The following is a 20,332-nucleotide window of genomic DNA, read 5'->3' as shown; positions in this document are numbered from 1 at the left end:
TAACGCTGCCATAAACGGCGCGAGCTTGCGAGCGTCCGGCGACCGTAGGGAGCGAATTTAATGGCCTTGTTATATGATGTTTTCACAACACACAATTCATTAAGATACAGCCGCCTTCATGCGGAATTAGATGGTGTGGTTGCAGTTCAATATTTTTAACGCGCTTGAAACCGCTGTGCTCATAAAGATTAATAGCTCTCGTATTGTCAGCAAACACAATAAGGCTTAATTCAGAGTAACCTTCACTACTGGCTTTGACTTTAGTTTTCTCTAGCAATGCTTTCCCGATGCCTAAGCCCCTATATTTTTCTTCAACGCTCATAGCATCTAAAAAATAACTTCCCTCGACCCTGCTGGAGTAGAATTCACGGAACCTCTTCAAGCGATCAGCTGGCAGGAAGTTCGCTAGCTCATCAGTTATGCAGTGGTGCTCTGCGGGATATGACAGCGCCATACCAACTATTTCTTGGTCAGACTCCGCGACGATACAGCTGCGGAATGTATGTGGATATTCATCTTGTTCTAATCCATTAGATAGTAATTGAAGTGCTGACAGCCCAGGTACTAAGTCATGGAATAGGTATTCCACCACGCCATCTGAGGCTATATAGTCTAGCTCTGCTATACGCTGGCTATCTTCTCTCTTCCCTTGCCTGTATTTCAAATTCATTTCTTATCCTAGACCAATGCGCTTGGCTGCATATTCATATAACAGTTTAATAGGCGGAATTCTGACTATGCCGCTCGAACTCGCAGTCAGGTTTGGCTTGAAATTTCTTATAAATCATACTTTTACCCTGCTGCCTGACCTTGAAGGGGCTGTTGAAAAGAAGCCTTCGTTGTTCATGAGACCTTTTACGGTCTTATATGCACTGCCGTGTGGGTTCAAATATCCCATAGAATCAGATGGTTATCTACAATGCCGCTGTGGAAAGGAAGCCATTCTCTCCGTTACTCATAGGACCTGATAGTAGATTTTTCGACCATTTGAACCTATAACTGTATATACGTACAGTATATGGGATCTTCAAATATGCCACGCTCCCCGTTCCTCGAAAAGGTTCGCAGCGAGATGCGGACTAGGCATTACAGCTTGAGAACAGAGAAAACATACCTGTACTGGATTCGTCAGTTCATCTGTTTTCATGACAAGCGCCACCCCGAACAACTTGGCAACCATGAAATTGAACGCTTTCTATCCCACCTTGCCGTCAACCGGCAGGTCAGCGCGGCAACCCAGAATCAAGCGCTCTGCGCACTGGTCTTTATGTACCGCCACATCATTGGCAGTAATATCGAAGGGCTCAAGTACGGCTTTTCCCGTCGGCAAAGACGGCTACCTACAGTTCTTTCTCCGGACGAAGTACAACTTATCCTGGCAGAACTCACGGGCAAATACTGGCTTCTGACAGCCATGCTTTATGGCTGCGGTTTTCGTATTCAGGAAGCTCTAACGCTCAGGGTAAAAGATATAGACCTGGGTAATAAATCAATTTTCGTTTTTCGGGGAAAGGGAGGGAAGGACAGATACACGCTACTCCCCGCGACGCTGGTTAAACCTATTCAGCATCAAATCAATGCTGTTAGAGATTCGCATGAAAAGGATCTGGACGATGGATATGGCTATTCTTCAATCGATAGCGCCTTAAAACGAAAGTACAGTCATGCCCTCAAGGATTTCGCCTGGCAATATCTTTTTCCTTCTAGTACACGGTGCCGGCATCCCGTGGATGGATACATATGCAGACATCACCTGCACGGCACCGCATACGCGAAACAACTCAGGCGAGCAGTGAGGACTAGCGGAATCACCAAGCGCGTGACAGCACATACCTTCAGGCATTCGTTTGCGACTAGCCTGCTCCAGGAGGGCAGTGATATCCGGACCGTGCAGGAATTGCTGGGTCACTCGGATCTGAGAACAACCGAGATATATACCCATGTAGTGGGGCAACATTGCGCCGGCACCCGAAGCCCAGTTGATTCAATTTTTCAAGACAGCTTAGCTCACCATTGAGCAGATAAGGTTACTTTTCAGCTCTATGGAAATGGCTGCTTTGTGGCGACAGCTGCCGAAACCCGATGATTCGGAAGATTCCATCCTCGTAGCTCTATCTCAGGTTCATCGATTGAAAACGATGCCGTTAGTTATTCACCGCGCCGACCGCCTTGGTGACCCTTCATTCTTCTGCAAGCAGCTCACCTTCCTGGTTCAATACGTAAGTTGCTACCCGGAAGTGGAAGCGCGGCCCTGAGTGATCGTGGATGATCCGCAACTGGCCGCCACATTCATGGACAAAGTCCTGAGCAGTGCCGTTTCCGGCATCGAATGTGACCGGGGCTGTCTTGTTCGACCAGCACTTCAGACATCTAGCCTTCGATGACCGATGATTAACCATACGAATCAACGCACCCAACTCGGCTATCGCGTTGTTCAGATTACCAAGTTGGTACCGCAAATGTCCCTTCTGAGCCCGGTGCCGAACTCGGGAGAACCATCCCTCGCTCAACGCCGCTAGCTGGTCACGAGCTTCCCTTTGCGCCTGCTCTTTCTGGGCCAGCTCCTTGCGCAGGACATCCGGATTTATCCGTTCAATACTGGAGTAGTCTGCGCAGTCGTAACACCAGCCGGTAGCGCAGCCGGTCACAACAGATTTTCCGTCCGCTGCCTGGTACCGAATTCGAACAGGGCGCATGAGATCGCGGGTTTCGTAGTCGCAACCCGTGCAGACGACGCGTGCAGAATCAATGGACATGGCGGCGGGGCTCGGAAGGTAAAATTCTACTCATTGTCTGGCTTTTGTACCGTTTTGAGACGTTCGATCAGGCGATAATCGACCCGATCATCCGCTGTTCCGGTGAGTTGGCGCAATATCGCATTAACCTCGGGCTTCTCAACGGGTTTTCGCACCTGAAGCACGCCGTCATGCGACTCGGTGGAATCCGGCGCCAATACCACCACCTTGGCCCCTTTCAGTCGCTTTCTCGCTTCCGCCAGAAAGCTATCCAGATCGATATCCTCTATCCCCTCTTCTACCCAAAGGAGGCTAACCGGATGCTTGGCGAGCAGGGCCAGCGCTTCAATTGCGGTATCCGCCTGCAAAGTGTCCATACCCCATACTGCCAAGCTGGATTCAATCAGGCGGTGCTGTGACGCATCCACTCCGACGGTCAGTGAAATATGCCCCTGGAGGCCCGGTTGCGCGATTTCAGGGCGGGTCACCAGAACGACTGGCAGTCGGACCGTGAACTCACTACCGACCCCGCGCTGGCTTACCAGCCCCAAACTACCTCCCCTGCGGGCCAACAACTCCCTCGCTATGTATAGACCCAGTCCACTGCCAGACGCCCCATCATTGTCCGGAGAAAACTGCGTATACCGCTCAAAGACCTTCTCCAGGTCCTGCGCTGCGATCCCTTGGCCATTGTCCTTGACCGATATGACCAGCTCCGGGCCAAACGTCGCCTTATCCACGACTTGCCAATGAATCCGCACCTCGCCTTGCGGCGTAAAGGCCAGGGCATTCTCCAGCAGCTTTTCCAGGACGATATCCAGCGTCCCAGAGTCAACCTGGACGTTATCGATGGTGGTCGGCGCACTGCCACTCACATGAAAGGCCAGCCCCCTGCGTGCGAACCGGGGCTGATATCGAGTGGCCAAGTCACTAAAGTAGTCGGTGATATCCACCTCCGTCGTCACCCTGCCCTCCTGCGCCTCCTCGAGTTTTCCGAGCATAGCGAGGACGGACAGTTTGACACGCTCGGCATTGTGCAAAATCACCGCCGGGTCCACCGGCGAGCTGGCGCTTTGCTGATTCAATTTCAGCAGTTCTACCACCTGCATCACCGGATCGGCGATCTCCCGTGTCGCGGTTTCGTAGAAGGCGCGCGTTTCCCTGTCCGATTGCTGGGCACTGTTCACCGCCGCTTCAAGCTGTTGTAGCGAGGCTTCCTGCCGCGCCCGGGCTTCATCCACATTCTCCGACAATCGATTCACGCCACGTGCGATCACGTCAAACTCCGACACCAGCGGCTCGTCGTTGATGAGGATACCGCGCTCGCCTGCAGCAATTCGCCGCAAAGCGCCCGTTATCGTTCTCGCAGATCGCCACAAAATCCGGGCTGCGAGCAGAACCAGCAGTGAACCCAGCAATAACACCACCCCGATCAGGCGCTGGTAGTCCTTGACCAGTCGGCTTTTTTGCTCTGTCAGCACGTGTGGCGTCAATTGAAACAGCACCTCGCCCACGTATACTTCACCGTCGCCTGCCCCAACTAACACCGGCTCGTCCGCCAGAGATTGAATAGTGAGCGGCTGGCGATACTCGATCAGCTGAATTCCCTGTGCGATCGGCAACTGCTGATTTTGGGCCCGGGCCACCAGACGACCTTCTGCATCCGCCACCTGCACCGCAAACACCAGGTCGTTGCGTGCCATTGCCCCGACCAGTCTTTCGACTGCCTCCTCGTCACCCACCGCCAGTGGATAGCGCAAGGACTCACTGCCGGTGGTGCGAATCATATCTTCCAGTACCTCCAACGCCACTTCAGAGGATTGGGTCACCGCGGGATCGAACAAACGCCAGGATATCCCGCTGATCAACAGCACACCCAGCAGCGGGGGAAGCGTGAGCAAAGCCAGTAGCGGCATGCGCCATCGTCTAGTCGACACCGTTTACCTCCACTTCCAATGCGCGCACGTCCCGCTCTGCAATTACTCTGCCGTAGCCGTTGCGAAGCACGGAATCGTTCACTTTTACCCGTATACGATCAGGTGGCTCCGCCAGCAGCTCGCCGGATTCCACCCAGTGGCGGAGCGTCTGTCGCAAGGCCGCTTCCAGCTGCTCTGGGGCGTAATAGGCCGCCGCCGCCGCGCCCTGGTGCAATAGTGACGGGATGGAGACGACTACGGGCTTGCGATGGCGAAACAGGGTTTCCAGCGCCAGGCGGTAATCGGCTCCACCGAAGACCTCCGGATCAACGGGCATCAGGAATACATCCCAACGTCCCTCCTGGATGAGACGGCCCAAGCCCCTCGCGACGCCCTCGGGAGGTAGGGGTAGTTGCCGGTAGGGCCCGACAGTCCCCTCTGCGCCCGCGGCGCTGATCAGGGTGGCGGACTTGCTGCCCGGAAACAGCGCCCGGGCCAGGCGGTACAGCGCCGTCAGCGGCGGATCCACGGGGATCACCGCAACCGGCTGCTGGCACGAAGCGGCGGCCGCTGGTATCCGGCTGGTGTAGAGATAGGTGGCGAGGACGGGTTGTCCTGAGTCACTCTCGCAGAATGCGTTCAGTGCTTCGGCGCCCACGGTGATTACGAGGCTCACACCGCTCATCTGATCTGCCGGCACTTCGGTCGCGATCAGCGCCTGGATGCGCGCGCGGATCCGATCATCCCCACCATAGATAGTGACGTCGGCCCGAACGGGCGTGACTGCGATCGCCAGCCAGCACAGGCCAAGGACCGCTATGGGAATGCGGCGGCGCAACCTTGCTGACCTGGATGCTGGCACTGAATGGTGTTCTCTCTTGGGCGCTGTGATAACCGCATCAGGCCATTCTGCCTTAAATTCGGGTCTCTGTTCAGGCGGCCCGGACGCGTCCGGTGGTGTCCGCGGACACCGCATGTACCAGCAGTGGAACTGCGCTGCGTGACATTGCGGTGGCATCAGCCTCGACAATTTCGCATACTCAAGCCTTCTCAGACGGGATTACGCCCAACTACGCCCCTAATCCAAGGAGTGAAGGCAATGGCAGGCACCTACGACTTGAAGAAAAGCGCCAGCGGTAAATTCATGTTCAACCTGAAGGCCGGTAACGGCCAGATCATCCTCACCAGCGAGCTGTATGAAAGTAAATCCGCCGCGGAGAATGGGATCGAATCGGTGCGCAAGAATTCTCCGGATGATGGGCGATATGAACGCAAACTCTCTAAAAAGAATGAACCCTACTTCAACCTGAAAGCCGGTAACGGCCAGGTCATTGGCAGTAGTGAAATGTATTCAGGCGCGGCGGCCATGGAAAACGGCATCACGTCAGTCAAGACCAACGGCCCCACCGCCAAGATTGTGGATAACACCTGAGGCCTGGACGTCAGGTACGGGATATCGATATGACGACAGATCATTCCAAGAGAGGCGGAACGAATCGCCCTGTGCTGTACGTCTATCGATGCATTGCGTGTGATTACCGCGGTGAGACCCATCGCCATGATGATTCTCACGACGGCGATCGTGCGGTTTGCGAGCACTGTGGCGCTATGGTTGTACTCGAGTGGGACGGTGGTGTGCAACTCTGCGCCGAGACCACTTCGACTAGCCGTAAAAGGCACTGATTGCCGGCCTGACCCTATCCTACCCACAATACACCGCCACGATGGCCAATCGCTCGTGCCCGAGTTCCCTGGACACCTGCTGGCGGGCCTCGCGGTCGCGCACACGCTGCTCAGGTGTCAGTGATTGCCGTGACGGGCCGCCTGCCGCGGGGCAAGGCCATCCAGCGATGTCGGCATAGCGGGCTTGGGCATAAGTGTGACGCAGGCCGTGGTTTTTATCGAGGCCGGCGCGCACCGTGGCGCGCTCATAGGTCCGCAGGTGCTGGATATAGGTTTTGTTGTCTGGAATCAATGATCCCCGTCCCGTCAACCGCCGGATTTCATCCAGCAGCGCACGCTGCTCCGGCGTTCTCACGGGGATGTCCCGCGCCCGGCCCCCTTTGCACCAGGAATCCTTGAGTCGGATGTGGTCCCCGCGATCGGCGTAGGCGGGACTGAACTTGAGGGACTCCTCGCGGCGCAGCCCGAAGGCTTCCTGCAGGCGCAGGGACAGCCGGATGTGTTGATCGCGCACCTGGGCAAGCTTGTCTGCTGCCAGTTGCCGGCCCTTGTCTTCCCCGGTGACAAAGCGGCGGTTATCGATGCCGTAGTGGGCGTTTTCCCGCGCCACCACCGGCGCTTTGTTGATCGCGCCGGCCCACCAGCGGATGTGGGACATCCGGTTCTTCATGGTCCCGGCCGAGAGTCCCTGCTGCTGCCAGCGCGTTACCAGGGCCTCGACGTGCTTCGGTTTCAGGCTTTCCGGTTTCATTTTACGAAAGCCCAGTTCATGCAATGTACGGGCGGCCTGCATCAGCACGTTCTCCCGGGCAGCCCGGGTGCCGTAGGCGGTGCGCGATGCCCGGCGCACCATACCGCGAAGCTCATACTCCAAGTCCTGCATTGGCTCCCCGTCACGTCACTTCAAACCGCCCTACCCTTCCAGCCCCTTGATTTACAGGGTCAGGCCGATTAGTTGGCGCTTACTGTTTTCCATTTTTTCTTCCGCATAGTCGACCGGTATTTTTATCAGTACCTACACCCGTGCTCAGTGTTTATGTTCAGCACAATCGCCGTGGCGAGCTGTGATCCCGCAATGCGGGAAACGAACATAAAGCGTTTTATGGTTGCCTGACTTTGCAGACAAACGGCGGGTTGCCCTGTGGGGAATCCCTGCCGTTCAGCGGTCGAGGGCGCTGCCCTTAACTGCGGTTACATGCTGACTTACGGCGCAGCACACCGTGTAGTCGGTTAACGACCTATTGGCCTCCTTCACCATTTCTGTTGTCACAAAATGTTGAAGCGCGCCCCCGAAGGGGATGCGCTTCAACCCCTCAGGTTTGCGTCGGCAGTCTGTCGCTAAGGCCGACGAGGAACACTCTTTGCTTTGCTCCTCTTGCTGGCTGACCAGCAGATGCGGGCGTAGCCCGCGCGCTTACATGCAGCCGAAGGCTGCGATCAAGCACGCCTATTTAGCCGCGAGCCGCTTGGGGCCCGCAATAGTCATTTTTATTCCAATAATTTTCGGGTCACTACGAATGCCGCCGTGTGGCGGCCGCGCGAGCCCAGGGTTTACCGGGCTTGCCAACGCCAGCGCGCTGGCGTCACTACACCACTTGGGCTACGCCGCGTTCGGTAGTGACGCCATCGGCGTCGGCAAGCCCGAGAGTTTTACAGGATGTAATCGGTGGTTAACCGGCAGGGAGTTTCAGGTGTTGCTGGGGAGATTCACCTCCCCTCAGACCACCTCGTAACCGATCACCCGGCCGGTCTCGGTGAGGATGTTGGCCATAACCGCGTCGCGCAATTCTCGGTGAAAGACGGGGCGCTTCGGAATCGCCCGGGCCCCGCGCTCGAACAGGGCAACCGCCGGTGCGTTGCCGTACATCGAGGCGCAGTAGAGCAAGCCATCGATCTCTGGGTAGGCTTCATAGAGTTGCCGGGCCCAACGCCGCGCCCGCGGCCGGGGTCCTGCGTGGATGGCCATGGAAGCGCCGATCGCAGTGGCAAAGGGGCCAGTCAGGTCAAGCAAGGTCAGGTCGGTTGCGAGGGCGAAGCCGGCGAGGACCGGATCCCGGGCGTTGCGATCGATGAGGCGTGTGGCCTGGAAGACCTCGGCCAGGCAGGTGGGAATGGCTTCGGAACCGGTGGCCAGGTACATGATGCCCCGGTCCTGCACCTGCCCCCTCCCCTGCCCGTCTGGGATCTGATGATCAAATCGGCTGGTGGTCGGCCCATAGAAGCGAAAGGTGTCCCAGGATGTCGAAAACTTGCCGCCCACAAAACACAGGCGGGTCATGGTGGCGCCTTCCGCTAAGTGGTGCAGCACAGGCGGTATCGCCCGCAGGGTATCCACACCCGGCGGTTCGGGGAACTTCGCCATTAAACTTCGCCGACCAGGACGACCACTGCTTCAGGCGGATGGCCGGTCAGGAGCCACTCGTGGGGGCTCAGGGCGCGATTCAGGGTGTCAGACGTGAGATCAGGGTGCGTATCCATGAAAAAGCGCTGTACGGCCACTGGGTGCGCCTCAGGGCGCAATGCCCGCAGAACGGCCTCCAGGCCCGCTAGCGTGCCTTTCGGCCCAAACTGAAAGCGGGGGCACACCCGGCCGCCCGTCGTGCGTATAGCGTAGAGCTCGCCCGCCTCGAGCTTCTGGCGGATCCGGCTGGCACTGACGCCCAACAGTTCGGCCACTTCTTTCTGGCTAAGCGCCGTGGTCACTATCTGGGCGAACTCCCCGGCAATGACCGCGACGTTATCGGCGGCGCCCTCCTCTGACCAGGCCCCAACCCCGCGCGCACCGGCGCTGCGCAGATAGGCTTCCTCCGCCTCCGACAATGCGTTGGTGACCGGTGAGGTCTCGTAGATCGGATGCGCTCGCAGGAACGCGGCCGCCGCTGAGGCCAGGCGGTCGATGTTGGTAATACCGGCCTCGGCCAGTGTGGTGCGGTCAGCTTCGGTCAACATAGCTATCTACCTCTAACAGAGATAATGATAGTTAATTATAGGTCAACCCTTCGCCGCTGTCACTCCGCTTGATTAGCGGGGTTGGCTGAAGGCTGCCCAAAGCCATGGCGAGTGAGGTGGCGGATATAAAACTGTTCCGCAGGTGGGTCGCCACCCCAGAACAGTGCCGGATCTTCCACCACAAAGCCCTGCTGGTAGTGCTTCTGGTTGCGGCGACCGCCGCGCAGCAGATTCTGGCCCTTGCGGGTTCGCGTACAGATGTTGAGGCGCCCGAATTGGTTTATCAGGGTTTTGGGGGGCGTGTCCGCATTGAGGCGTTCATGGCACCACTCGAAGACCTCCGGCACCTGCAGGAAGGTACGCCCTTCCCGGTCCACCTGCACCCAGGCTTTCTTGCGATTGTAGGGTAAGGAACCGTCCTGCAGTCCCTCACGGATTGCCTCCACCAGCACCCAGCCCCGGGCTAAAGGCTGGGCCCACTGGCTCCTGTCCGGGCGGACAAACAACGTGCCCTGTGTGTTGGCTTCTGGAACTGGGGCATGGGAGCCCGGCGGGGTTTTGGCTGTTGTTTGCCTGACGGGTTGGGCACGCGTTGTTTCGGACTGCCCGGGCAGCGCGCTGCGCCCGGCGACGTCTCGCAAACCGCCGTCATCGCCGCCCTCAAAAAAGGCCTGCCAGTGTGCCCACACCAGGGCCTCCCGCTGCAGGCGTGCCAGACCCTCGGGGGGCAGAAAGTTTTCCGCCACTGCCACCTGCCCTCCCCTTTCCAGGCGGGCCACATCCATATGCCAGGCGATCGCCATGGCACTGATCAGAGCGTAGTTATACAGGGTCTCATAGCGCCGGTAATCGGTGACCTGGCCACCTCTGGGAAGCCGCTCGTTGGCCGCGCGCTGGCAGGCCCGGGTGATAGCCTCGAGCAGTGCTTGCATGGCCGGTTCGGCTGTTACCGCCTGGCGCTGTACCGCTGACCGGTGCAGGGCCCGAAACAGAGGCAGGGTCTGCTGCTCAAACTGTGCTCTCGACTGACTGCCATCGGCCCTGTAAAGACCCAGCAGAGATCCATCGAGGGCGTGGACGGTGGGCGCGTTAGGTCGCGCCCCGGGGGCATCCGGCGTGAGTCGCCGAATGAATGCTTTCAGTGCTCGAGCGGGCATCGTGAGTCCAGGACCGGCGGGCGGGCGTCTATGGTCGCGGGGACCGGGAGGTTCATCACGCCGGCGCCCTCCTCCGCTGCACCCATAGCTGGAAGCTGCGATCCCAATTGTTTGAAAGCGTCTGGCTATGGCTGCGAACAAAGCCGGCGATGTGTTCGGGAATGTGGGTCTGCTCAAGCTGTCCTGCCTGTACCAGCTTTTCAAGCACCGAGGTGCTAGGCAGCCAGTTCGCAGGCAGAGGGCCCTGCAGTGCAGGCGCCCGGCATTGGCAATAGGCTAAAAAGGCCTTACCGGGGTCCCGGAGCGCCCTGCCCTGCTCCCGGGCACTGATCACAAACAGTTCCCGGTAGTGCGCAATGGCATCGTGCTGATAACCGGCGGCAACGAGCTTCGCCTCGACGGCCGGCGACGGCTGCCAGTTCAGCGGAATCTCAAGTGCTTTAGCGGTGCCGCGCGCCAGATCCGGGCTATCGGCGTGCTCACGCGCGTAACGCATAAACGCTATATCGGATTTTTCGCCGGATTGGCCGCCGTAGGTGTCGGCAGCCGTATCAATCTGGCTGACTGACAAACCCAGTTGTTTGAGCGTCAGCCGCGCATTGCGCGAGGGCTGCCAGGTCGTCGCCATCCTGTCAGGCGGTCAACGCCGCGGCCTGCCGCCGAAGGGCTTTGTTGTGATCACTGTCGTCGCCGACATAGTAGTCTTTGGCGTCGCGCCAGATGGTGATCAGGGGGTAGACCTTGGCGCTGCGGGGGCGACGGCGGCGCATCCGGCGGTGTTCCTGGACCTTCTCTTCGTCCCATTCGACCTTGTAGTAATAGCCGTAGAGCCAGCCAATATTGGTGCCCTCCTCCTGCCAACCCGGTGTAGCTTCGTCGTGAACCGGCCTGCCCTGCTCATCCACCTCATTACACTGGCGCCGAATCAGGTTCAGAAAGTCCCGCTCGAAGTTGTCCATGCGGGCCGAGGGAATCACTCGCTCACCGAATTCATCAAGGGTATAGGTAAAGGGACGGCTGGTCGGCTTGGGGCGCACACCCACCACCGCCTTGGCCCAATTGTTGAGCCGGTGAGCCAGTCCTGATCGCTCAGACATCAAGCCGTCGTGGGAGATAAACGAACGCCCGCCGGAAATCAGATTGGCGAGAATCGCGGTGTGGAACTTGACCAGGTAGAATCGATCGGAGGTCACTACCCGCCGGCCCTGCTCATCGTGTTCGTAGTCCTTCTTGGCGTAAAACTCGGTGATATAGCGATAGTGCGCTGTTTCTGCGCCGAAGGTGAAATTCTCCATAAAGTAAGGCGACTGGCTGGCATCCACCTTGAACTCGGTGTCGCGCAAACGCGCCAGCATATCGCGCACTATGCGACGATTCTGGTCATTGGGCCGCAGGCCCATACGCCGACAGAGTTCATAGAGATCGAAGAAGAAATACTCGTCCTGAATGCCCAGGTCGGTAGCGGAGAGTTGATCCAGCGAGCCAAAGCGGGTTTCCAGTTGATCGAGCAGAATACCGTTCAGTGCCCGCATCGCGCGCTCATCGGATAGATAAGCCACATCGCTGCCTTCCCGGGTCTGGGTGGAGGTGCGGATCTCGATCCAGTCATCCTCATAGAACTGGTATTTACACTGGATGTCTTTGCGCTTGTCGCGGCCCGACAGCTTCATCCCGGCGTCCAGGATGCAGAACAGACTCTCAATGCGCGGCGGCACATCCTCAGACAGCGACAGATAACTGCCTTCCCTCTCCAACTGGTCAATCGCCAGGGACAGTTGCTGTTTGGAGGGACGGTGTGAGGGAATCAGGGTCATGCGATCAGGCGAGGCAAAATGGGCCAGTACCGGCTGAAAGCTGGTAATCTCGACGATGCGGCAGGCCTTGCCTTCGAGGTAGCAGTCGGTGTCTTTGAGGACGCCGATGTGTTCCAGTTCTTTGAAGCGTTTACCGATTAGCCCCGCGCTGCAAGCATGGTTTGCCTGCTTCAGGCGCTGGACAAAGGCCTGCCGACTGATGCGCTGGTGCTCGGCATCCTGGCAGGCGTCAACCAGGATGATCAGGAAGTCGCGCAGTTTCGGTTTGAGACTGGTGTCCTTGATCAGCAGCGACAGCTGGCCTGAGGCTTCGGGGGATATGCTGTAAAAAAGTGGTTTCGCCGCCATGTCAGAATTCTTTTGAGGAAGAAAACCATCCAGTTCGGCTAACCCTATTGATATAAATATGGGCTGTCAATGGTCAGTTTACTTACATCCCCTCTTAGAGGTGCGAATTGACATTTTGAGCCCTTCGAGTAGAAGAAAATATCAATGTGAATAGGGGTGATTAGTTTGAATAGGCGGGAATAGAGTGAATAGTACTGAATATAGGGCGAAAACCCGTTTATAAACAATGACCTGCAAACACTAAAGCTTAGTTCACTGTCCTAATAGCATGGTTTCCTGTGCTTTTGTCTTGGTTCACTGTCCTTTGATCATGGTTCACTGTACTTAATCACCGTTCACTGTCGTCATCGATGCTTCACTGTCCTTCTGCCATGGTTTACTGTCCTTTCCTGATAGTTCACTGTACTTAGGCCATGGTTCACTGTCCTTTGGTCGTGTGGCAGCCCCGAACTTATCCACAGGCGCCCTGCCAGGCCAGTGTGTGGCCCCCTCCTCCCCGGTTTTGGGGCTCATGGGCTCCCCAGATCGGCCTGACGCCTCAAGATGTCATTGTGTTGAGGAGCGAAAGGAAAGCCGTATGTTCAGTTTCCTTACAATAAGCCCCTAATTGATATTTTTCCTGAATAATTTGCCTTAGAATGTCAATAATCATTTTGACATGGGGAAAACATCAACATGCCTATCAGCCAGGAAAATTTCAACAAGCTGGGGCGGTATCTGGAGAATGGCCATAACCTCGTCCGGGGTATCAAGGCTATCGCAGAAGACCAGATGCCACCTCGGCGCTACAAGGGCGAGGAATTGGTCGATCTGGTTGGCGCGAAGTCCAATACGATCTATATGGCCGAGAAAGAAGGTCGCCTCCCTCCCCCGGACCTCGATCCCAAAACCCACCGCCGGCTGGGAGCTACCCTGGAACAAGTCTTGGGCATGCAGGAGTATTTCGGGACCCGCCCTTGGCGGCGCCCGGATGAAAACGCAGTGGTGATGAGCTTCACCAACTTCAAGGGGGGCTGCTGGAAGACCACGACATCCTGGTATGCCGGCTCCTATTACGCCAACCTCGGCTACCGGGTGCTGTTCGTGGATCTGGACCCCCAGGCTTCACTGACCTACAACTGCGGCATTCTGCCGGATTTTGAGACCTCTCATGAGCAGTCGCTCGGCCCCTACATCCTGGAAGAAGAAGGGTATCCGGCCAGTTGGGCCCGGCAGGTGATCCGTGACACGCACCTGCCCAACCTGAAAATCATTCCCTCAACGCTGCAGTTGGCAGGTGTTGAGTACGCCTTGTCCAATGCCATCATGGAAGCCCGCTCTGAAAGTGATCGGCTGACGAAGATGCTGCACTGGTTTCATCGGGTGAAGGACACCATCAGCGAGATCAAATCCGATTTTGACATCGTGATCATGGACGGAACACCGTCGCTGGGCTTGCTGCCGCTGAATATCATCTTTGCGTCCGATGCTGTAATCGTGCCGGTGCCGACCGAAATCACTGATTTTGCGTCGACGCTATCCTTTGGTGATCTCTACAAAGACCAGTCCGAAACCCTGTATGAGAATTTCGGTGAGCAGATTGTGCTGCCCGACATGCTATTTCTGCCGACCCGGTTTTCCGCCTCGGAGAAAAACGCCACCCTCGGTAGCGAATTCGTGCTGGATCAAATCCGCAAAACCTTCAGTACCGACTGCATGCAGTCGGTGATCAAGAAGCATGAGGCGGTGGTGAGCAACTTGTCGTTGATGCGGCGCACGGTATTTGATGTCAATGCGGGCGATGCCAACGTAAACCGTGAGGCGCGCAAGCGGGCGATGGCGAACTTCAAGACGGTATTCGATGAAATCCTGGAGCGGGCGGTGTATCCACGCTGGCCGAGCAAGAAAGCGGAGCTGGAAGAGAAGGGGATCTACTGATGGCGGACAAGAAAAAGTTTGGCATACATGCCCTGTCGGCCCAACTGGGCGACACGGCGGCAGAGAGCGAGACTACTTCGAAGGCGAAGCCCGCGGAGAAACGGGTTTCGTCGCCGATCAATTCGCCGGCGCTGACGGTACGCAGCAAACGCCAGCAGCGAATGTATCTCGACATGCCGGTCTCCAAAACCACGGTGGAGTGCGACCTGATTGAGGTGGATCCCAGGCTCTGTGTGGCGTCACCACTGAATAAGCGGGTGCAATCCCTGTTGAGCGCTGATGATGCCGCGGTGCGGCAGTTACTGACATCGGTGCGTGACGAAGGGCAGCGCGATCCCGTGTTGGTACGTCACCTGAAGGAGCCCGAGGGCGATAAGCGTTATGAAGTGATCTACGGCACCCGGCGGCGTTATGTGGCTGAGTTGCTGGCGGAGGCAGGGGAGGGCGGTGGTGCCCTCAAAGCCTGGTACAGCGACCAGATTACGGATGCGGATGCCAAGCGCCTGGCGGATAGCGAAAACGATGACCGGCAGGATATTTCTTCCTGGGAGAGGGCGATTTACTTTGCTCAGCTTCGCGCAGCAAAACCGGATGTCACGCTGGAGGTGCTGGCGGGCATGGAAGGTGTTGACCGCACGCTGGCAGGGAAATATCTCAAACTGGCCGAGTTGCCCGAGTCCGTTGTGCAGCTGGTCGCGTCACCCACGGCAATCAGTTTGCGGGCCGGCCTGGATATCCAGAAAGCGCTGGGGAGTCTCGGGCCTGCCGCGAGAAAGCAGGTGTTGAAGTCCTTCTCTGACACGGCGCGATTTGAGGATGGCGGGGCGTTGCTGAAGGCTCTGCGAGAGGCTGCTCGTAAGCCGGCAAAGTCCGCGGTCGCGCTCAAGGGGCGCCGAGAACTGGTCGATGATCAGGGGCGCAAACGGGCAGTGATTGGTGCGCATCGGTCCAAGAAGGGACAGTATAAAGTGGATCTTTATGAGCTCAGCGATGAGCAGATCACGGCGGTGGAGGAGGCCATCCGTGGAGCGCTGAAGCTGTAGATGTGCACGGTTCCCATTTTAAGGTAAGTTGTTGATATATAAGAATAAAGTACTTTGCAAAAGTGCATTTTTGCACGCCGAATACAGCGCCTGTTCTAGGCGCTTGTTAGCCTCTTCTCACCGATTGATTGGTCTAGCCCCGCTTCCGATGAAGTCCATCGCGGCTGGCTAATCGAGCTCCGGATCATTGTTCGCACCCAGCTCCAGGAGGAGGGCGTTGGCCTCGCGGGCGTTATCGACGCTGAGGGTCAATTGGCCTTTGAGCAGGGTGTCTGTTTGCATCCGCTGATCCAGTTTATCGAGTAGACCTTTGAGCTCCGACAGGCTGTGGAAGGCCAGCTCGACCGTCCCCTTGTGTTGCTTGGCATCGAGGGTAATCGCGGTGCCGGTACCGTAGTGCTCGGCCAGCTCCCGCTCCATCAGCCCGACGTCGCCCAGTCGATGCTTTTGCTTGCCACGTGGTTGTGCCACAACCTGCGGTGGCTCGTATCCGGGATGCACCAGGCGATAGAGCGCTCGGGTGGACATCATGCCCTTGCTGGCCTTGAGCGCGAGCTGCTCCTGACGGCTTGGGGAGGGCTCGGCGAGCAAAATTTTGGCGAATTCTGCCTTGATCAGCCCGTGTTGCAGTAGCTCCCGGGTTCTGGGCGCGAGGCCGTGGAGCAGTCGGAGGCGGTTGGACAGGGTAGGGCGGGCGATACACAGGGCATTGGCCATGGGCTGTATCTTCCAGGGTTTGCCTGTCCTGCCAAAATGTTCCATTCCGGTTTGGGCCGCCGCAGCGTAGAGCAGGGGTGTGCTGATCAGCCCAGAGGCGCTGTGGTCTTTGGCGGCGTATTCAATGGCGTAGAAGGCGGCTTCGGCTGCATTGCATTCGATCAGGCCAACGGGAATCGAAGGGGAGCGGGGGAAGGCATCCCGGTGGAGGAATGCCTCCAGGCGTTCCCAGCCCAGCAATATTTCGACGGTGTGGCCCTCGGGACTGGTGATTTTGCGGCCAATGACGGTGCCAGGGGGGCCACCCAGCTCTACTGCGTGATCAATAAGGGCGTTGTGCTGGGCTTCGGGGACCTCGGCGCTAATAGCGTAGGGTGCCCGCCGGATTTCCTCTCGGGGCACGTTTTGCATGGCCGGGGCCAGCATCCTGACTAACCGGGCCCTGCGGTCTTCGTTGGCGGTGCGGCTGGGTTGAGGCATCTTGTAACCAAAAGCGTTCTTCGAAGAACGCTTTCTAGTATACAGGCTCCTTGGCTCGCAGGGGAGGACCGTAAATTGGCGTGATTAGGTGGCGATCGAGGTGTCTTCTTCCGAAAAGCTCACGCATTCTCAACGCCTGGCCGAGTCAGTGCGCAGGGGCCCTGGATCATCAGAATCAGCCCTAATTGCTCCTCGGGTGATGACGGATACGCCACAGCCAGGTGAATGTGTGTGGATATGCACCTTCAATAGTCGCAAGGAATGCCGTGGGGGAGGGCGTCTGGGAGACTGCTGACGTGGGCGCATTTACGTTCCTTGAGGAACGATTGGCGGGCTTGTTCAGGGTGCTGTATCCAATGCCTTGGATAGCGCTAACTGATTAAAGGCACAGCGACGGCTCATATAAAGGAAGAAATAAAAAGTCAGGGGACTAGATGCGACGAGGCACTTGTCGGCAAGTGCCTGAAACGCAGTGCAAACTTGATTGCATTTCCCGGCAAATTTGTTGAACGGGGAACTGATTTTTGATTCAGTAAGCTGACAGTAGACAGTAGACAGTGAACTGCTCGGTTTTTCGCCAGGCCATCTCGTTGTCAATAATTAGAAAGGATCTAGGACGGACTTCCGGGGGATGACGCGTTGAATTCGCTGACGGCACTGGTCAACCAGAGAATCGAGTTACTACGGCCTCGGCTACTGGATACCACCCGCCGTAATCCGCTTATCAATAACGCACTGTCCGCGCGCACTGCGTCCTTTGTTCGAATTGTCGATGAGAAGCCTCAGTGCATCCTCGCAATTCTGCAGTCAGACATTCCGATGCGCCTGCAGAGTCTGCCTCCTCTGGATGATGAACCCCCAGACGAGCGCACTCATGAGTTTATTACAGCCTTTGAAAATGCCCAGGCTACTGATGAGGACTATATTGCAGCTCTTGAGAAGCTTGACTTCGACACCGATGAAGCGGCGTATGAAAAGCAGGAAACGCTTGATCGAGAACTAAAAGACCGTATCCGGGGCTTGTTGGATTTGCCGCCTCGGCCGGCATCCAATCAGCATCAGGACCTTATCAATCACGCCAGAATTCATAAGATAAATCCTTCCTTCACTCTGCCGGCTCCTGATGCGGTCGCCACGGATGAACGGTTCATGGACTCGGCGCTGCAGACTCTGTTGTTGCCGGCCAACCTCCAGTCCAGAATGAGCCGAATCTACAGTAAAGCCCGTACATATCGCGAGGAGCGTGGCCTTGAAGTTGTGTACCTGGTGTTGGGCTATCTGGAGTGGAGCCTGCCAGACGCTGACCCGGATCGGGATGGCTTCCGCTCGCCTATCGCACTCGTCCCTGTCAGTCTCGATCGAGAGCGCTCCGAAGAGGGCGAAGTCTATACGGTCCAACAGCGGGGAAGCGTTCACTTCAACCCCGTTCTCAGCCACAAGCTCCAACATGATGTGAAGCTCGACATCAATGAAATAGTGGAGACGTTCGAAGCAGAAGAATTGGACATTGAGGCCGCCTTTGATCTGACACTCGCCAAAAAGCCCAGGCGGATGAAGTGGTCGGTTCTAAGGCAGGCGACATTTGGCGTCTTCCCGTTTCAAGGCATCGATCAGTATTACGACCTCGATACCGCGGGATTGGATTTTTCTCAGTTTCCGGTGCTGAGTGAGCTGATGCTGGGGCGTGAAGCCAGTGGCTCGCTTTGTGGGTATACGGAGGATGACGCCGAATCGGATGATGCAACGCGAGAGGTGCCCAACCTTGTTCTGGACGCAGATTCCTCTCAGTTTCTAGCTTTGCTTAAAGTGGCTTCGGGTGAAAATGTAGCACTCGAGGGGCCTCCCGGTTCCGGGAAAAGCCAAACTATCGTGAATGCAATTGGCAATGCGCTACAGGCCGGCAAGCGAGTACTGTTTGTTGCTCAAAAGGCAACCGCTCTCGATGTAGTTTACGCCCGTCTGCAGGCGCTACAGCTAGATAGATTTGTTCTACCTATGGTGGGTACCAAAGCCGATAGTGACACCTTTTATCAGGCACTCGAAGATCGAATTGATATTCGCTCCGCCGCAAAACCCAGAAACGAGCGTTCAGTCAAAAGGCAGCTCAGCGATCAACGAGAAACACTCTCTGGCTATATCGACCTGTTGACCACCACTGTTCCAGGAACAGCCATTACAGTACACCAGCTGTTTGGACTCTACGCCGAACACAATGATGCCGTGGCCAACTTACCCATAGCGTTAAAAACACTGCCACTGGAGCTTCCAAAGTACGCTGAAGAGGTGGCCCCAGTTCTTTGAACAGCAATACCCGATTCTATAAGTGGATGCCTGCCCTTGGTTTAAGCTGCCATGGGTAGTGACAGCGCTTCAAAGTAGAACTGATCAGGTGTCTGCCGGTCAAGACTGCTGTGGGGCCGGCGGCTGTTGTAGAAGCGGAAGTAGCGATCCAGTCCAGCCCTGGCCGCCGAGACAGTGTCGTAGGCATGGAGGTAGACCTCCTCGTATTTCACCGATCGCCACAGTCGCTCGACGAACACGTTGTCCCTCCAGGCGCCCTTGCCGTCCATACTGATCTGGATGCCGTTGTCCTTCAGCAGACCGGTAAAGGCCATACTGGTGAACTGGCTGCCCTGGTCGGTGTTCATGATCTCCGGCTTGCCATGCCGCTCCATGGCTTCCTCAACGGCCTCCAGGCAGAAATGGGTATCCATGGTGGTCGAGACCTTCCAGGACAGCACACGCCGGGAGAACCAGTCCACGACGGCAGCCAGGTAGACGAAGCCACGAGCCATCGGCAAATACGTAATATCCATCGCCCACACTTGATTGGGTCGAGTTACCGCCAGATTCCGGAGCAGGTACGGGTAGACCTTGTGCCCAGGATGCCGCTTCGTGGTCTTGGGTTTCCGGTACAGAGCTTCAATGCCCATGAGGCGCATCAGTCGCCCAACCTTGGAGCGACCCACCTTGTGGCCCTCTTGACGCAGCAGATCCCGTAGCATCCGGGCACCAGCAAACGGTAGTTCCAGATGCAACCGGTCGATGCGGTTCATCAACATCTGATCGCGGGGACTAATTGGCTTGGGCTGGTAGTACACCGTGCCTCGGCTGATATCCAGCAGTTTGGCCTGCCGACTGATGGGTAGTTTGTGGTCGCGGTCGATCATCGTTTTTCGCTCAGCAATCCCGCCTTGGTGAGCGCGCCTTCTAAAAAATCGTTTTCTAAAGTCAGCTCCCCGATTTTGGCGTGAAGCGTCTTCACATCCACCGGCGGCTCCTTGGATTCTCCTCCGTCAAACACATCTGCGGATCGGTCCAGAAGCTGTGTCTTCCACTGGGTGATCTGATTCGGGTGAACATCGAAACGTTCAGCCAGCTCTGCCATGGTCTGTTCGCCCTTGAGGGCCTCCAGTGCCACCTTGGCCTTGAATTGAGGTTTGTGATTGCGGCGAGGTCTTCTAGCCATTGTGATCTCCTGATATCGGGCAATACGATGCCCTAAGTCAGGCAGGCAATCCACTTATAGCGCTGTTCAGATTTCTGGGGCCACCTCTCTACGTCAATCCTGAC

General features: G+C 57.0%; 17 protein-coding genes. 5 read left to right on the top strand and 12 right to left on the bottom strand.

All coding sequences use genetic code 11. From position 1 onward, the window contains the following. Positions 1-82: 82 nt before the first annotated feature. Entirely contained in the window at positions 83-670 is a 588-nt protein-coding gene (locus tag G533_RS0118070) for a GNAT family N-acetyltransferase (protein WP_027951145.1), read from the bottom strand. Positions 671-1,018: 348 nt separating this feature from the next. Here G533_RS0118070 and G533_RS0118065 point away from each other — a divergent pair, with 348 nt between their 5' ends. Continuing rightward, a complete protein-coding gene (locus G533_RS0118065; RefSeq protein WP_338035413.1) occupies positions 1,019-2,017 on the top strand; it encodes an integron integrase in 999 nt (332 codons plus the stop codon). 163 nt (positions 2,018-2,180) lie between these two features. On the opposite strand, the gene G533_RS24945 is transcribed toward G533_RS0118065, so the two are convergent. Genes G533_RS24945 through G533_RS0118050 form a run of 3 tightly spaced genes read right to left on the bottom strand, consistent with a single transcriptional unit; the run spans position 2,181 to position 5,489 of the window. Then, on the bottom strand, positions 2,181-2,756 hold the full coding sequence (locus tag G533_RS24945; RefSeq protein ID WP_169515395.1) for a hypothetical protein: 576 nt from the start codon (positions 2,754-2,756) through the stop codon (positions 2,181-2,183). Between the two features lie 26 nt (positions 2,757-2,782). Continuing rightward, positions 2,783-4,651: a sensor histidine kinase gene (locus G533_RS0118055; RefSeq protein ID WP_027951142.1), complete on the bottom strand. Its 1,869-nt coding sequence runs from the start codon at positions 4,649-4,651 to the stop codon at positions 2,783-2,785. Positions 4,652-4,661: 10 nt separating this feature from the next. Further along, complete coding sequence (locus tag G533_RS0118050; RefSeq protein WP_027951141.1) at positions 4,662-5,489, bottom strand: hypothetical protein; 828 nt, start codon at positions 5,487-5,489, stop codon at positions 4,662-4,664. A 261-nt stretch (positions 5,490-5,750) separates the two neighbouring features. Between G533_RS0118050 and G533_RS0118045 the strand changes: the two genes are divergently transcribed. After that, positions 5,751-6,083 (top strand): YegP family protein, encoded by a 333-nt coding sequence (locus tag G533_RS0118045; protein ID WP_027951140.1) that lies wholly within the window; start codon positions 5,751-5,753, stop codon positions 6,081-6,083. A 270-nt stretch (positions 6,084-6,353) separates the two neighbouring features. On the opposite strand, the gene G533_RS0118040 is transcribed toward G533_RS0118045, so the two are convergent. The 6 genes from G533_RS0118040 to G533_RS0118010 all read right to left on the bottom strand — a co-directional run bounded on the left by G533_RS0118040 (position 6,354) and on the right by G533_RS0118010 (position 12,602). Beyond that, positions 6,354-7,217, bottom strand: coding sequence for a phage integrase N-terminal domain-containing protein (locus G533_RS0118040; protein ID WP_027951139.1), 864 nt, complete (start codon positions 7,215-7,217; stop codon positions 6,354-6,356). An 834-nt stretch (positions 7,218-8,051) separates the two neighbouring features. After that, a complete protein-coding gene (locus tag G533_RS22800) occupies positions 8,052-8,696 on the bottom strand; it encodes an RES domain-containing protein (RefSeq protein ID WP_051230647.1) in 645 nt (214 codons plus the stop codon). Beyond that, positions 8,696-9,283, bottom strand: coding sequence for a MerR family transcriptional regulator (locus G533_RS22795; protein WP_051230645.1), 588 nt, complete (start codon positions 9,281-9,283; stop codon positions 8,696-8,698). Before G533_RS22795 ends, G533_RS22800 begins: the two co-directional genes overlap by 1 nt. A 59-nt stretch (positions 9,284-9,342) precedes the next feature. Next, the gene (locus tag G533_RS0118020; protein WP_027951137.1) at positions 9,343-10,440 is read right to left on the bottom strand and encodes a hypothetical protein; all 1,098 of its coding nucleotides are present in this window, start codon (positions 10,438-10,440) and stop codon (positions 9,343-9,345) included. Between the two features lie 55 nt (positions 10,441-10,495). Continuing rightward, the gene (locus G533_RS0118015; RefSeq protein WP_027951136.1) at positions 10,496-11,068 is read right to left on the bottom strand and encodes a hypothetical protein; all 573 of its coding nucleotides are present in this window, start codon (positions 11,066-11,068) and stop codon (positions 10,496-10,498) included. Between the two features lie 4 nt (positions 11,069-11,072). Then, the gene (locus tag G533_RS0118010) at positions 11,073-12,602 is read right to left on the bottom strand and encodes a hypothetical protein (RefSeq protein WP_027951135.1); all 1,530 of its coding nucleotides are present in this window, start codon (positions 12,600-12,602) and stop codon (positions 11,073-11,075) included. Between the two features lie 675 nt (positions 12,603-13,277). Between G533_RS0118010 and G533_RS0118005 the strand changes: the two genes are divergently transcribed. Both G533_RS0118005 and G533_RS0118000 read left to right on the top strand, forming a co-directional pair. Continuing rightward, complete coding sequence (locus G533_RS0118005; RefSeq protein WP_027951134.1) at positions 13,278-14,519, top strand: AAA family ATPase; 1,242 nt, start codon at positions 13,278-13,280, stop codon at positions 14,517-14,519. Continuing rightward, positions 14,519-15,562, top strand: a complete 1,044-nt coding sequence (locus G533_RS0118000; RefSeq protein WP_027951133.1) for a ParB/RepB/Spo0J family partition protein — start codon at positions 14,519-14,521, stop codon at positions 15,560-15,562. Before G533_RS0118005 ends, G533_RS0118000 begins: the two co-directional genes overlap by 1 nt. 168 nt (positions 15,563-15,730) lie before the next feature. Here the strand turns inward: G533_RS0118000 and G533_RS0117995 are convergent, their stop codons facing one another. Next, positions 15,731-16,690, bottom strand: a complete 960-nt coding sequence (locus G533_RS0117995; RefSeq protein WP_144079950.1) for a ParB-like helix-turn-helix domain-containing protein — start codon at positions 16,688-16,690, stop codon at positions 15,731-15,733. Positions 16,691-17,398: 708 nt separating this feature from the next. Between G533_RS0117995 and G533_RS0117985 the strand changes: the two genes are divergently transcribed. Continuing rightward, positions 17,399-19,060, top strand: a complete 1,662-nt coding sequence (locus G533_RS0117985) for a DUF4011 domain-containing protein (RefSeq protein ID WP_027951131.1) — start codon at positions 17,399-17,401, stop codon at positions 19,058-19,060. A 41-nt stretch (positions 19,061-19,101) separates the two neighbouring features. Here the strand turns inward: G533_RS0117985 and G533_RS0117980 are convergent. After that, positions 19,102-20,228 (bottom strand): IS3 family transposase gene (locus G533_RS0117980; protein ID WP_420835545.1). Its coding sequence is split into 2 segments (ribosomal slippage): positions 19,102-19,979 and positions 19,979-20,228, totalling 1,128 coding nucleotides; the frame shifts between segments, so codons are not numbered across the junction. Positions 20,229-20,332 lie beyond the last annotated feature (104 nt).

The sequence above is a fragment of the Haliea salexigens DSM 19537 genome, assembly GCF_000423125.1.
GTDB lineage: Bacteria > Pseudomonadota > Gammaproteobacteria > Pseudomonadales > Halieaceae > Haliea > Haliea salexigens.
This window is presented reverse-complemented; position numbering and strand designations above follow the sequence as displayed.

What these genes read in the sequence shown, in the direction of transcription:
- G533_RS0118070 (WP_027951145.1), bottom strand. Translation starts at nt 670, where the DNA reads ATGAATTTGAAATACAGGCAAGGGAAGAGAGAAGATAGCCAGCGTATA.
- G533_RS0118065 (WP_338035413.1), top strand. Translation starts at nt 1,019, where the DNA reads ATGGGATCTTCAAATATGCCACGCTCCCCGTTCCTCGAAAAGGTTCGC.
- G533_RS24945 (WP_169515395.1), bottom strand. Translation starts at nt 2,756, where the DNA reads ATGTCCATTGATTCTGCACGCGTCGTCTGCACGGGTTGCGACTACGAA.
- G533_RS0118055 (WP_027951142.1), bottom strand. Translation starts at nt 4,651, where the DNA reads ATGCCGCTACTGGCTTTGCTCACGCTTCCCCCGCTGCTGGGTGTGCTG.
- G533_RS0118045 (WP_027951140.1), top strand. Translation starts at nt 5,751, where the DNA reads ATGGCAGGCACCTACGACTTGAAGAAAAGCGCCAGCGGTAAATTCATG.
- G533_RS0118040 (WP_027951139.1), bottom strand. Translation starts at nt 7,217, where the DNA reads ATGCAGGACTTGGAGTATGAGCTTCGCGGTATGGTGCGCCGGGCATCG.
- G533_RS22800 (WP_051230647.1), bottom strand. Translation starts at nt 8,696, where the DNA reads ATGGCGAAGTTCCCCGAACCGCCGGGTGTGGATACCCTGCGGGCGATA.
- G533_RS22795 (WP_051230645.1), bottom strand. Translation starts at nt 9,283, where the DNA reads ATGTTGACCGAAGCTGACCGCACCACACTGGCCGAGGCCGGTATTACC.
- G533_RS0118020 (WP_027951137.1), bottom strand. Translation starts at nt 10,440, where the DNA reads ATGCCCGCTCGAGCACTGAAAGCATTCATTCGGCGACTCACGCCGGAT.
- G533_RS0118015 (WP_027951136.1), bottom strand. Translation starts at nt 11,068, where the DNA reads ATGGCGACGACCTGGCAGCCCTCGCGCAATGCGCGGCTGACGCTCAAA.
- G533_RS0118010 (WP_027951135.1), bottom strand. Translation starts at nt 12,602, where the DNA reads ATGGCGGCGAAACCACTTTTTTACAGCATATCCCCCGAAGCCTCAGGC.
- G533_RS0118005 (WP_027951134.1), top strand. Translation starts at nt 13,278, where the DNA reads ATGCCTATCAGCCAGGAAAATTTCAACAAGCTGGGGCGGTATCTGGAG.
- G533_RS0118000 (WP_027951133.1), top strand. Translation starts at nt 14,519, where the DNA reads ATGGCGGACAAGAAAAAGTTTGGCATACATGCCCTGTCGGCCCAACTG.
- G533_RS0117995 (WP_144079950.1), bottom strand. Translation starts at nt 16,690, where the DNA reads ATGCAAAACGTGCCCCGAGAGGAAATCCGGCGGGCACCCTACGCTATT.